The organism is Bacillus sp. MMSF_3353 (genome assembly GCF_030733445.1).
Classification (GTDB): domain Bacteria; phylum Bacillota; class Bacilli; order Bacillales; family Bacillaceae_G; genus Bacillus_A; species Bacillus_A wiedmannii.
The window spans coordinates 62759-76055 of the sequence record NZ_JASHJA010000010.1 but is presented as its reverse complement, the minus strand read 5'-3'; the positions used below and the strand labels follow the sequence as shown (position 1 = coordinate 76055).

Annotated in this window: 10 protein-coding genes and 1 riboswitch; of the genes, 6 read left to right on the top strand and 4 right to left on the bottom strand. The window is 36.8% G+C overall.

The genetic code is table 11. From position 1 onward, the window contains the following. Positions 1-210: 210 nt before the first annotated feature. Positions 211-1407 (bottom strand): NupC/NupG family nucleoside CNT transporter, encoded by a 1197-nt coding sequence (locus RBB48_RS20130; protein WP_306007998.1) that lies wholly within the window; start codon positions 1405-1407, stop codon positions 211-213. A gap of 202 nt (positions 1408-1609) precedes the next feature. After that, a riboswitch (purine riboswitch) is annotated at positions 1610-1711 on the bottom strand. A 121-nt stretch (positions 1712-1832) separates the two neighbouring features. Here RBB48_RS20130 and rlmD point away from each other — a divergent pair. The 5 genes from rlmD to RBB48_RS20105 all read left to right on the top strand — a co-directional run bounded on the left by rlmD (position 1833) and on the right by RBB48_RS20105 (position 8460). Next, positions 1833-3209 (top strand): 23S rRNA (uracil(1939)-C(5))-methyltransferase RlmD, encoded by a 1377-nt coding sequence (gene rlmD, locus RBB48_RS20125; RefSeq protein WP_097889278.1) that lies wholly within the window; start codon positions 1833-1835, stop codon positions 3207-3209. Positions 3210-3457: 248 nt separating this feature from the next. Next, the gene (locus RBB48_RS20120) at positions 3458-4447 is read left to right on the top strand and encodes a tRNA dihydrouridine synthase (protein ID WP_098133548.1); all 990 of its coding nucleotides are present in this window, start codon (positions 3458-3460) and stop codon (positions 4445-4447) included. Positions 4448-4629: 182 nt separating this feature from the next. Then, the gene (locus tag RBB48_RS20115) at positions 4630-6648 is read left to right on the top strand and encodes a GAF domain-containing sensor histidine kinase (RefSeq protein ID WP_097889280.1); all 2019 of its coding nucleotides are present in this window, start codon (positions 4630-4632) and stop codon (positions 6646-6648) included. A 490-nt stretch (positions 6649-7138) separates the two neighbouring features. Then, positions 7139-7657, top strand: a complete 519-nt coding sequence (locus tag RBB48_RS20110) for a YehS family protein (protein WP_097889281.1) — start codon at positions 7139-7141, stop codon at positions 7655-7657. A gap of 95 nt (positions 7658-7752) precedes the next feature. Next, complete coding sequence (locus RBB48_RS20105) at positions 7753-8460, top strand: M48 family metallopeptidase (RefSeq protein WP_088609260.1); 708 nt, start codon at positions 7753-7755, stop codon at positions 8458-8460. Between the two features lie 161 nt (positions 8461-8621). On the opposite strand, the gene RBB48_RS20100 is transcribed toward RBB48_RS20105, so the two are convergent. After that, the gene (locus RBB48_RS20100; protein WP_088609259.1) at positions 8622-9317 is read right to left on the bottom strand and encodes a GNAT family N-acetyltransferase; all 696 of its coding nucleotides are present in this window, start codon (positions 9315-9317) and stop codon (positions 8622-8624) included. Between the two features lie 14 nt (positions 9318-9331). Next, complete coding sequence (locus RBB48_RS20095) at positions 9332-10441, bottom strand: mandelate racemase/muconate lactonizing enzyme family protein (RefSeq protein WP_097889284.1); 1110 nt, start codon at positions 10439-10441, stop codon at positions 9332-9334. Between the two features lie 92 nt (positions 10442-10533). On the opposite strand from RBB48_RS20095, the gene RBB48_RS20090 reads away from it, so the two are divergent. After that, a complete protein-coding gene (locus RBB48_RS20090; protein ID WP_306007997.1) occupies positions 10534-11805 on the top strand; it encodes a transcriptional regulator in 1272 nt (423 codons plus the stop codon). On the opposite strand, the gene nhaC is transcribed toward RBB48_RS20090, so the two are convergent. Continuing rightward, positions 11794-13215: a Na+/H+ antiporter NhaC gene (nhaC, locus tag RBB48_RS20085; RefSeq protein ID WP_088061563.1), complete on the bottom strand. Its 1422-nt coding sequence runs from the start codon at positions 13213-13215 to the stop codon at positions 11794-11796. The two genes, RBB48_RS20090 and nhaC, sit on opposite strands and share 12 nt — an antisense overlap. Positions 13216-13297: the final 82 nt, after the last annotated feature.

Below are 13297 nucleotides of genomic sequence, written 5' to 3'. Positions count from 1 at the left end.
ATAATTCAAATTTTCGATTTTAAAAATTTGAATTATACCCTTGTACATCATATCACTATAGAATATAGAGGGGAATACATTTTTGGAATAATTCGGAAAAAACCCTTATATTTTTCTGGTGAGGTTTACATAAAAATACATATAGAAGAAAGTAAAAAAACTCCACCTAAATTTCCTTTTGGAAAAGGAGAAGTAAGGTGGAGTTTTTTATTAAATAAACAATCCAGCGATTGTTGCAGATAAAATAGAAGCAAGTGTTGATGCAAATAACATTTTCCAACCAAATTTAGAAACGATGCTTCCTTGTTTTTCAGAAAGGGCACGGATTGTACCAACAATCGCACCAATTTGGCTAATACTTGCGAAACTAATTAAGAATACTGTAACGATTCCGACTGTACGTGGAGATAATGTTGATGCAACATCTTTTAAATCAAGGATTGCTACAAACTCGTTTAATACAATTTTCGTACCCATAATACCACCAGCTGGGATAATATCTTGAGTTGGAATACCCATTAAGAATGCGAATGGAGAAAGTATATAACCGAAAATTTGTTGTAAAGTAACAGCATATCCCATTGCACCTGAAGCGGCACTAATTACGTAGTTTACAACTTCCATCACACCGATGAAGGCAATCATTAATGCGGCAACGATACCAGCTACTTTTAAACCATCAAGCGCACCGTTAATCATTGCACCGATAAAGCTGTCACCGAATAAAGTTCTATCAAATTTTTGAATCACTTCATCTTCTTTCTTCGTATCAACTGGTGTTAATAGCGAACAAACGATTAAGCTTGAGAATAAGTTTAGCGGAAGAGCTGCTAGTACATATTTCGCATCTAACATCATTACGTATGATGCTGTAACAGAAGCAGAAACGGAACTCATTGCAGAACAACAAATGATAAACATACGGTTTTTGTTAAAATGCTGTAAATCGTTTTTAATAACGATTAACGCTTCACTTGAACCGAAGAATACAGAGTTTACTGCGTGGAATGACTCAACGCGTGGTAAACCAGTAATTTTTGAAATTGCACCGCCGACAACGCGAACGATGAATGGTAAAGCACCTAAATAACTAAAGATAGAAAGTAGTGCTGAGAAAAATACGATAATTAATAGTACGTTTAAGAAAAAGACAAAATCTCTTTGAATTCCATTAAAGAGAAAATCGACACCTGTCGTACCAAGTTTAATTAGTTTGTTGAAAACTTTACCAATGAAAATAATGATTTGTTGACCAATCTTTGTGCCAAACATAAACCAACCGATTAAAATTTGAAAACCAATCATAATAGCAATTGCACGGAAGTTGATTTTACTTCTATTGTTTGACAAAGCAAAGCATAAACCTAAAACGACAAGAATACCGATAATGCTCATTACATATTGCATGTAGTTGCCCCTTTCAGAAGTTCGTATAAAGTTTGTACATAAAACGCTCGTTATATTACAAAAAATAAAACAAAGAGGTTTTATGTCATACGTAAGATGTCTGACCTTTTAGAAAAATAAAAATAAAAAAAGACCCATATGGATTCACTTTCATCTATGAGAGAAAGCTAATCAATATGAGTCTTTTTTTGCACATAGGCTAATATTCATTAGTTTTCCCCATAGTCCAGCAATTTAAGGTTGCCGGGTAGAAACTCTCGATCCATATTATCGAATATATATGAGGTAACATCGTCCGTATTAAATTAGTAGTAGCGTAACATTAACGGAGAACTATCGTCAATAGCTTTTTTTCTTCCGATAGAAATAGACCATATAAGTATGATAAAATGTAACGCAGTGTTATGAAAAAGAGAGGTCGGAAAATGAGTACAAAAATGACGCCACCAGTTGAGAAAAATGAGTTTATAGATGTAGTATTTGAAGATTTAACACATGATGGTGCCGGTGTTGCGAAAGTAAAGGGCTATCCTATTTTCGTTAAAAACGGATTACCAGGTGAAGAAGCACAAATTAAAATTATTAAAGTGAAGAAAAACTTCGCATTCGGTCGTTTAATGAAGCTTCATGCAGAGAGCCCATATCGTAAAGATGCAGAATGCCCAGTGTACAATCAGTGCGGCGGTTGTCAACTTCAGCACTTAACATATGAAGGACAATTACAAGCGAAAGAAAAACAAGTACGTGACGTTATGCAGCGTATTGGCGGATTAAGCGATGTTCCTGTGCACCCTGTACTTGGCATGAAGAACCCATGGGTATACCGTAACAAAGCACAAGTACCAATTGGAGAACGTGAAGGTGGACTTGTCGCTGGTTTCTATCGCCAAGGAACACATGACATCATTAATATGGAATCATGTTTAATTCAGGCAGAAGAAAACGATACATTAATCCAGGAAGTAAAACGTATTTGTGAAAAACACGGTATTTCGGCATACAACGAAGAGCGTAATAAAGGAACACTTCGCCATGTAATGGCTCGTTACGGACAAGTAACAGGGGAAATTATGCTTGTCTTCATTACTCGTACAGCAGAATTACCAAACAAGAAAGCAATCATTGAAGAAATTGCTGCAAAATTCCCAGAAGTAAAATCGATTGTTCAAAACGTAAACACGAAACGTACAAACGTAATCTTCGGAGACACAACGACAGTACTGTACGGATCAGAATACATTTATGACTTTATCGGTGACATTAAGTTTGCAATTTCAGCACGTTCATTCTATCAAGTAAATCCAGAACAAACGAAAGTGTTATACGATAAAACGTTAGAATATGCAAAATTAGATGGCAACGAAACAGTAATTGACGCCTATTGTGGAATTGGATCAATCTCCTTATTCCTAGCGCAAAAAGCGAAAAAAGTGTACGGTGTTGAAATCGTCCCAGAAGCAATCGAAGACGCAAACCGAAACGCAGCACTAAACAACATGACAAACGCTGAATTTGGCGTAGGAGAAGCAGAAGTAGTTATTCCAAAATGGTACAAAGAAGGCATAATCGCCGACACAATGGTCGTAGATCCACCGCGTAAAGGTTGTGATGATGCACTACTAAACACAATCATCGACATGAAACCAAAACGCGTCGTATACGTATCATGTAACCCAGCAACATTAGCACGTGACTTAAAAGTACTGGAAGAAGGCGGATATAAAACGCAGGAAGTACAACCTGTTGATATGTTCCCGCATACGACTCATGTGGAGTGTGTAGCTTGGCTGAAGTTGGTATAATAGGAAAGCAGTTGATATAGGAGAATCTATACCATCTGCTTTTTGGTTTATCCCGCTTTAATGGGCAGTAAGACCCCCACCTCAAAATTCAGCGAAAGCAAAGAAGTTAGGTGGGGGATCAACTGCCCATAAAAGTCCGATTGGTTCAACTAATAATCAGTGGGGAATGAAGAAAAACCCCACTGATTAAAGTTTCACTTTATTGAGAGTTTGAAATTGTATTCATAGTGAGAGGATTTGAATTTGAAATGATAGATAATTTTTGGCATGATTTACCACGACCATTTTTCGTACTTGCACCAATGGAAGATGTGACAGACGTTGTTTTCCGTCACGTAGTAAGTGAGGCAGGTCGCCCAGACGTATTCTTCACAGAGTTCACAAACTCGGATAGCTATTGTCATCCAGAAGGTATGAAAAGTGTACGTGGCCGTTTAATTTTTACAGAAGATGAACAACCAATCGTGGCGCATATTTGGGGAGATAATCCTGAATATTTCCGTCAAATGAGTATTGGTATGGCAGAGTTAGGATTTAAAGGTATTGATATTAACATGGGTTGCCCTGTACCGAACGTAGCATCAAGAGGAAAAGGTAGTGGTCTTATTCTACGTCCAGACGTTGCGGCAGAACTTATTCAAGCAGCAAAAGCAGGCGGACTACCTGTCAGCGTAAAAACACGACTGGGCTTTAAAGAGTTAAGCGAATGGGAAGATTGGTTAACGCATATTTTCAAACAAGATATCGCAAACCTTTCTATTCATTTACGTACAAGAGAAGAAATGAGCCAAGTCGATGCGCACTGGGAACTAATTCCGGAAATTAAAAAATTGCGTGATCGTATTGCACCAAATACGCTAATAACAATCAATGGAGACATTCCTGACCGTCAAACCGGACTGGAACTTGCTGAAAAATACGGCATTGATGGTGTTATGATTGGACGAGGTATCTTTAAAAATCCGTTTGCTTTCGAAAAAGAGCCAAGAGAGCATAGCAGTAAAGAACATTTAGATCTTTTAAGACTACAACTCGATCTTCAAGATCAATATGCAGAAGTATTACCACGCTCCATCACAGGACTACATCGCTTCTTCAAAATTTATGTAAAAGGCTTCCCTGGAGCTGCTGAACTAAGAAATCAATTGATGAGCACAAAATCAACTGATGAAGTACGCGCATTACTTGATAAGTTTGAGGCGAGTGTGAATGTGGTAGAAGGTAGTGAAACAGTGTAACTTTTGAAAGTTACACTGTTTCATTTTAATTAAGGTGAACCGTATCATAAGTAAGTGAGGTATTCTATGTAAAAAGGGGTAAGAAAAGAATACAGGAGAAAAGTGAAAATGGTAGGTTGGTCTTGATTTTCAATGATAGTATCATGTTTATTTTATTATGCCTATAATTGGAGGCCATGTGAATGTTAAGTGATCAGGCGAGATATTCTAGGCTCGCGAATATAACAAAAATAATAAATACAAAATTAGAACTACGTGAAGTATTGCAGCGTGTAACAATGGCGATATCAGAGGAGATTGTTAAGTGCAACGCTGTTGGAATCTATTTACCCCAGGAAGATGGAACATTTAGAGGGTTTGCAGGAAAACCAGAGACAATAAATGGCGTAACGCTCGATACTCAGGTAATTGATCCTGAAATAGACTTACTGGCAAAAGAAGTTATTGAAACCCAAAAAACCATTTATATTCCTGATACATCAAAGGATCATCGGCCGGATCCGAGACCAGTTGCTGCGTTCAAAATTAAGTCCTTATTAGCTCTACCTATCTCATTTGGGCAAGAGTTATTTGGTCTGGTTTTTTTATTTGATTATGGAATTCCAATGAACTTAACAAATTCAGAAATTCAAAGTGTTGAAGCTTATGTAAATATGGCTGCGGTTGCAATTCAAAACGCAAATAATTTAACGCAAAAGGAAAACCTTATTGCCGAGAAGCAGCTGTTACTAAATGTTACCCGTGATTTATCAATGTGTTCCTCGATACAGGAGAGTTTTGATAAATGTTTTTTTTACTTAGGACAGATTTTAGAGAGTAACAGCATGGCAGCCCACCTTTTAGACCCCCTAGACAAAACAACGATTAAAACAACGAAGTTAAGCAAGGACTGTGATTGGACAGAAGTGGATTGGATGGAGAAAAGCTATGAAGCTAAGATCCAAGAGGTTATTCAAACAAAAAATATAGATAGTAAGGGTCTACTGATGATTCCATTGGTTTCAATGGGAGAAGTATTAGGGGTAATCGTCGTTGACAAAGAGGGAAAAGCTCATAATTATGATAATTCCCAGATGCAACTGGCAAAATCTATCGTTGATGCCACAGCGCCTACGTTTTCAAACTTGTTATATATGGATCGACTTGAAAGCATGGTGGAAGAGCGAACGAAAGAACTAGCTGTTGCTAATGAAAAAATTACAAGTGTGATTGAAAGTATTACAGATGGATTTTTTACTTTGAATAATACATGGGAATTTACGTATGTAAATAAGCATCAATATTTTCCACAAAGAAAAACAGCAAAAGATGTATTAGGCAAGAATATATGGGAGATTTTCCCGAATAGCATTGACGAAGTCATGTATAAGGAACTTCATCGTGTAATGTCAGAGCGAACTACAGTGTATTTTGAATTTTTTTCTGCCCCTGATGAATATTGGTACGAAGTTATTGCATACCCGTATGATGATGGTATTTCTTGTATTTTTAAAAACATAACGGAAAAAAAGCAATATGAGCAGGAATTGAAAAGGTTATCGAACATAGATTTAATAGGGAAAATGGCAGCAGGTATCAGCCATGAGATTAGAAATCCAATGACAACAGTACGAGGATTTTTGCAGTTATTAAAAGAAGAGCCCACCTATGAGAAACATAATAAGCACTTTAATTTAATGATTGAAGAACTTGACCGTGCCAATTCTATTATTACTGAATTTCTCTCAATGGGTAATACAAGGAAATCGGATTTGCAGATGTTAGATTTAAATTCAATTATCCGCGATATTATTCCTTTAATAAAGATTGATACGCATAATCAAAATAAATATATTCAAGTCGATACAAATGACATTCCGGAATTACTTTTAAATCGTAATGAGGTACGGCAATTATTAATAAACTTATACCGTAATGGGTTAGAAGCGATGGACAAAGAGAAAGTTCTAACCATTAGCACCTATAAAGAAGGTCGAGATTGTGTCGTGCTTGCAGTGCGGGACCAAGGAACAGGTATCAGGCCTGAAGTATTAGAGAAACTAGGTACTCCATTTTACACGACCAAAAATAATGGAACTGGATTGGGGTTAGGTGTATGTTATGCCATTGCTGCCCGTCATAATGCAAAAATAGAAATTCAAACAGGATCGGAGGGCACTACATTTTTTGTTAAATTTAATTATAAAAATAATGAACAATAACCTCATTTAGATTAGTTACGGTGAACCGTACCACAAATAAAAAGTAAAACCTAAGTAAACATAATCAATCTATTTCACCTGAATTTTGCGTAACATTCACGTTTGAGTTGCCTACTAAATTAGAGTTGCATAAAAAGAAATGGACTAACCTATATTAGGTTAGTCCATTTTTAAGTGTGTTAATTAATAGTAAATCCCCATCCTTTTTTGCTTTATTAATATCATCCTTAAATGAAGGAGCTATCCCACTACCAACTAAAATACTTTTTACAGTATTTGAAGGCGTTTCTATTGATAGGATCTTTCTTAATTTCTAATACAATAAATTCGTTATTAGAAGTATCTTAATAATAAATAAAATCATCCCCACAACCATTAATCCACCTAAGGCTACAAAACCTCCCCCTAAAATGTTAAAGTAGTAACTTAACGACATTAATTTACACATGCTAAAAGCATTACTATAATCAACATTTCAGGAGGCAAAACAATGGCAATGAGCAACAACGATATATTAAAAAGAGTAAGGTACGCTTTAGATATAAGAGATATAGATATGGTAGAAATCTTTAAACTTGGTGGTATGGAAGTAACGAAAGAAGATGTAGTTGATATGCTTACAAAAATAAAGAGAGCACCTCAGTATGAAGCTGAAAATGATGATGTGGTCGAAGATGAGTACGTAAAAACATGCGATATGATGATGTTAGAGGCATTTTTCAATGGATTTATTACTTTAAAAAGAGGGAAGCAAGATCCGAAACCAGGACAACCGGCACCTGTACAAAGCAAAGAGAGTGCGAATAACCTTCTTCTAAAGAAAATGAAAATTGCACTATCTTTAACGAGTGAGGATGTACTTGATATATTAGATAGCGTAGGCGTTACGGTAACAAAGGGAGAACTAGGAGCCCTATTAAGAAAAAAAGGCCATAAAAATTACAAAGAGTGCGGCGATAGATACGCAAGGAATTTCATTAAGGGATTAGGTGTAAAGTATAGAGGGTAATGAGTCGGTTAACGCGGTAAATGATATAATAGGTAGAGTAGGGCGTTCGTATCCTACTCTTTTTTATTTGTAAAAATAATACGCTAGGTGATGAAATGGTACATACATATTTAGGTGAGACAATTAATTTTCATATAAATTATAAAAAGAAAAAGTCCGTGCGTCTTTTTGTAGATTCGTATGGAAATGTGGAAGTGCAGGCTCCGAAAGGGACACCTGTTGAATACTTAGTCCAGCTGCTGGAGGAGAAGTGGGATTGGATTCAGAAAACACGTAAGGAAATGCAGGAGCGAGCGCTTGGACCACAGGAAAAGGATTATGATCAAGGAGAGGGTTTTCTGTATTTAGGAAGTACGTATCCGATACAGATCTCCCAAGATACAAGTATTACGCAAGACAATGCAGTGTTTGAAGGAGATAAGTTACACATTTATGTGAAAGAGCTTAAGGATGAGAAAATCCAGCAGGCTTTAAAACGATTTTACTATAAGCAGTGTAAGTCATTAGTAGAGAAGAGTATTAAAGTGCATCAAAGTAACTTCAAAACAAAACCACGTTCTATTCGTATTACAGATAGTAGTCGCACGTGGGGAACTTGTGATTCAAATTTACAGCTAACATTTAATTGGAAGTTAGCGATGGCACCACAGCAAGTAATTGATTATGTAGTTGTTCATGAAATGTGCCATATGGTTCATTTGAATCATGATCGCTCTTTTTGGCGTCTTGTCGGGAAAATAATGCCTGATTATAAGGAAATGGAGAATTGGTTAGCGTTATCTAGTTGGAAGATGACGGTTTAGTGGTGAACTTTATATAGGTTACGGTTATTGTCAATACTTGTCGGTAAGTCGATATATTTCAAAAATCGCTGATATATTTGGAGTTGCAATCGATATGTTCAATCAAGAGAAAGTAAAAGGAGATGTCACAGCAGACATCTCCTTTTTTTCAGGTATATAAATCATCGTCCAAACTTCACAACAAAATCTCCGTCTACTTTCTCCATTCCATACCCATGATAACCGTTCGAAAGTAAAGCCTGCTGTCCAACAGCGTCACTCATCGGAACACTCTTAACATCCGTCCAATTTCTTTCCTTGCCTCCACGCAATTCCTTCACAAAAACATACCGCATACTCCCGCCATATTTTGCCTTCAATGCAGCAATCTCCATCCCTTGCGCAAACTTATCTTTTAAACTTGGAATGTTAAAAGGAGCAACGGTGCAGCAAACATAGTCGTACTGGCCATCTTCTTTTTGTAATTCGTCCATGATGACTGTCGCTAATATTTTTTGGATCCCATTTCCTCGGCTGTTCGGGTGAACATTTGAAATTTCTTGATAGATGACGCGATGTAGTTCGCTTTCTGCTATGCCAATATCAAGTCCTAAATGTTCGTCGTCGATAGGAGGAACGAGTAGGGCACGAAATGCGATGAGTTCGTTTTCGATAAAAGCACCGATCATCATGCCGTTTCCTTCTAGAATGTATTGAAATTCTTCTAGCGAGAGTGGCTGTAAGCGACTTTTATCCTCTAGCGCCTCAACTACAACGTTTTGTAGTGATAAGGTTTGTTCAATGTTCTCTAGTGTTAGTAATGTAACGTGAAATGGTTCGTTATTTTGTTTTAATGATCCTTTGTATAGAACTGTCATGCGTTAGTCCTCCTTTAGCGTACAACGTCTTGAAAGACGGTTAGTTCTTGTAATGTATTTTGGTTTATTTCAATGCCAAGTCCTGGCTTTTCGTTTAAGCGAATAAATGGTACGTCGTAATGTAAGTTTCCGATGTCTTTCATGAACTTTAATGGACCTGTTAGCTCGACGCTCGTAATAATTTTTTTCGAGAAAGCGACATGGAATCCTGCGGAAGAGGCAACGGATGATTCGACCATGGATCCAACTTGGCATTCAATGCCTGCCATTTCTGCTTGATGAGCGAGTTTTACAGCGGGATATATGCCGCCGCATTTCATTAGTTTTATATTTACTTTATCAGCCGCGTCTAATTTAATGATTTGGCGCATTTCACGAGAACCTTTTAATCCTTCATCAATCATAAGCGGAAGGTCTGTTTTAGAACGAATGTGAGCCATTGCGTCAATATCGTCTGCGACAACAGGCTGTTCAATCCAGTCGATGCTTAAATGACCTAATGAACGAAGTGCCGCTAATGTGTTGGCGCTATTTTTCCATCCTTGGTTTACATCAACGCGAATCGCAATATCATTTCCTACACGTTCACGTACAGCTTCAATTCTTTTTACATCCTCTTTTACATTCGTACCGACTTTCATTTTGAAAGATTGGTAACCTTTTTGAATCATGGAAGCAGCTTCTTCAGCCATGTCTTCAGGTTCGGCGATACTTAAGACGTGAGTGACAGGGAAGTCTTCATGGTAGCGTCCGCCAATTAATTGATATACAGGTTGATTTAGTTTTTTGCCCATTATATCAAAACAAGCAATATCTATTGCGGCTTTTGCAGTAGGAACACCGTAAATGGTATTGTTCATCATATCGTGTATTTTCTCGATATTCATTGGATTTTGCCCGATGAGCGCAGGAGCAAGTGTATGTTTTAAAGTATGGAAAGTACTTTCCCATGATTCGCCTGTAACGTGATCATCAGCAACGCCCTCACCGTAACCGATAATGCCTTCATCTGTTTCCATTTTGAGGATAATAGAAGGCATGTCAGAATAAGAACCATAACTAATAACAAACGGATCGCGAAGTGGTAAACGAATTGCGTAAAGATGAATAGCTGTAATTTTCATTAGGTAGAGACCCCTTCCTGTTTACAATAGTTTTGTACATTTGATATAGTTGACGTTAAATAGTCGTTAATTAATGATAAGGAGTTAAAGAAATGATGATAAAAATTGCAGTTGTCGGTTCAAAAGAGTTTATGGAGAATCTTTTACCTATTGCTCATAAACTAGAAGAAATAGAGATTGATCCATATATTTACCTTCATCCGGCGGAATCTTCTGAACTTTTAAAGCGTTTAAAGCCTTGTGATTTCATCTTTTTCTCAGGTGCTTTACCTTATTATATGGCAAAAGAAATAAGAGAACAATTACGAATTCCAAGTACGTACTTACAGCAAGACGAGACAACTGTCGCATCTTCCATTCTTTCTGTCATGTATCACCAACGTATTCAACCACATAAAATTTCAATTGATTTAGTAGACCGCTCATTCATTACAAATGTGTTCCATGATATCGGTATAAAAGAAAATCCACAAGTGTTAGATTATGAAAATATGCTGTGGAGTAAAGATGAAATAAATAGAGTTATTGATTTTCATGTAGCTAAATATCAATCTGGAGATGCTCATTTAGCTTTAACTAGTATTCACGCTGTCTATGATGAACTTCAAAAAATAGGTATTCCTTCAGAGCGTATGATAGATCCGAAGCAATCCATTATACATGGGTTAAAAGATGCGAAAATAAAAGCTGAGTTAGCAAAAAGCCATTCAGCTACTGTTGGTGCTTGTATGATTTCTTCTTTAGAATTACGAGAAGGTTTGCTTGAGCAATTAGATGCTATTTCAAAAGAACTACGGGGTTCATTTAAAAAAGTTGATGAAATGACGTTCATTTTGTATACGACTCGTGGTGATATTGAATCGATTATAAAAAAAAATATGATAAATAATTTATTTGCGAGTATAGAAGGAACAATAGCTATTGGATTTGGTTACGGAAAAACTGTGAAAGAAGCGGAGCAAAATGCTAAAATTGCTCAAAGTTTCGCGAAGAATAATCCAATAGACCACTGTTTTTATATACTAACAAGTGATAAAGAACTATTTGGTCCGTTCCCGAAAGAACAGAGAGTACAAAGTTTGAAGAATGACAACCCAGAACTCATGAAAATAGCGAAGGAAACGAAACTTAGTCCAGCCAACTTGTCAAAAATTATTCAATTTAGTCAATCACATCCATCATTGAAGTTTACAGCAGCGGATCTTTCTGAATACTTACAAGTGACTCGCCGATCAACAGAAAGGTTATTAAAGAAACTAGTTGATTATGGGTATGCTCATATTTGCGGCGAGGAAATGCCCTATCAACAAGGGCGCCCTCGCGCAATATATGAAATGAATTTACCGGTATCTCTAAGCTTCTAGTTGAGCCTTTTGTTTTTTTAGTAGTTCCGCTTTTTCAATGTCTGATAGTTTCGTAATTGTGAGACCAGTTATGCCGTAAATGATTGAAATAATAGGTACGATGAAATTCAATATAGCATAAGGAGCATATTCGAATGCGCCAACTCCAAGTGTTGCGAGTATAAATACACCACATGTATTCCAAGGTACGAAAACAGAAGTTAATGTTCCGCCATCTTCTAATGCTCTGGATAAATTTTTAGAATGTAGTCCTTTTTCTGTGTATGCATTTGCGTACATTCTTGAAGGAACAACAATCGAAATATATTGTTCAGAGCAAGTAAGGTTGGTTGCAAAGCAAGATGCGATAGTAGAAGCGATAAGTCCTTTTGCTGATGTCGCTAATTTTAAAATTTGATTTACAATTGCGCGAAGAATACCAGTATGTTCTAATACTCCTCCAAAGGTCATAGCGACAATTGTCATCGAAACTGTATTCATCATCGAATTTAAGCCACCGCGGTTAAAGAGTTCGTCTACTAGCTTGTTGCCAGTGTCTATGACAAATCCATTTTGGAGTGCACCGACAGACGCGGAGACAGAACCACCTTGAATAAAGACTTGTGATAAAAATCCTAAAATTATACCTACGAGAATAGCTGGTATAGCAGGAACTTTTTTAGCGACCAATACCATAACGACTACAGGTATGATTAGTAGGAAAGGGGAGATAACAAAGTTTTGTTGCAATACTTGTAACGTTTGATCGATACCTTTTGCATCAATATTGTTAGCGCCAAAATTTCTTCCTAAGAATGCATAAACGATAAGAGTAATAATTAAACCTGGAATTGTAGTAAATAACATATGACGAATATGTGTGAATAAATCTGTATTTGTTAATCCTGCGGCTAAGTTTGTTGTGTCTGAAAGCGGTGACATTTTATCGCCGAAGTAAGAACCGGAAATGATAGCACCGGCAACCATTGGAGCTGGGATTCCCATACTTAGGCCAATTCCCATTCCTGCAACACCAATTGTTCCCATTGTAGACCAAGAGCTACCGATAGCTAATGCAACAATAGAACAAATAATTGTAATTGAAACTAAAAATAGTGATGGAGTTAAAAGATTTAAACCGTAATAAATCATTGTTGCGACGATTCCGCCGCCAATCCAAGCACCAATCGTTAAACCTACTAGAATAATGATAACGATAGCGGGTAATGCGAGGCGAATTCCTTTATACATTGCTTCTTCAATGTCGTGCCATTTGTAACCGTAACGCCAAGCGACGATAGAAGCAACGGTTGTACCGATAATAAGTGGGACGTGAGGGCTTTGTTTTAATACAACAATTGTAACCATCATAACTGCAACTGTAATGATAATAGGGATTATTGCTACGCCAAAAGGTATTTCTTTTTTCATAAATTGCCTCCTCATTATGTATGTTTGTATTTTTAGAATTGTCGCAAAATAGACGTTATTAAATTATAATAACTAAAAATTG

Coding starts and splice junctions, on each gene's coding strand:
- RBB48_RS20130 (WP_306007998.1), bottom strand. CDS start 1,407: ATGCAATATGTAATGAGCATTATCGGTATTCTTGTCGTTTTAGGTTTA.
- rlmD (WP_097889278.1), top strand. CDS start 1,833: ATGAGTACAAAAATGACGCCACCAGTTGAGAAAAATGAGTTTATAGAT.
- RBB48_RS20120 (WP_098133548.1), top strand. CDS start 3,458: ATGATAGATAATTTTTGGCATGATTTACCACGACCATTTTTCGTACTT.
- RBB48_RS20115 (WP_097889280.1), top strand. CDS start 4,630: ATGTTAAGTGATCAGGCGAGATATTCTAGGCTCGCGAATATAACAAAA.
- RBB48_RS20110 (WP_097889281.1), top strand. CDS start 7,139: ATGGCAATGAGCAACAACGATATATTAAAAAGAGTAAGGTACGCTTTA.
- RBB48_RS20105 (WP_088609260.1), top strand. CDS start 7,753: ATGGTACATACATATTTAGGTGAGACAATTAATTTTCATATAAATTAT.
- RBB48_RS20100 (WP_088609259.1), bottom strand. CDS start 9,317: ATGACAGTTCTATACAAAGGATCATTAAAACAAAATAACGAACCATTT.
- RBB48_RS20095 (WP_097889284.1), bottom strand. CDS start 10,441: ATGAAAATTACAGCTATTCATCTTTACGCAATTCGTTTACCACTTCGC.
- RBB48_RS20090 (WP_306007997.1), top strand. CDS start 10,534: ATGATGATAAAAATTGCAGTTGTCGGTTCAAAAGAGTTTATGGAGAAT.
- nhaC (WP_088061563.1), bottom strand. CDS start 13,215: ATGAAAAAAGAAATACCTTTTGGCGTAGCAATAATCCCTATTATCATT.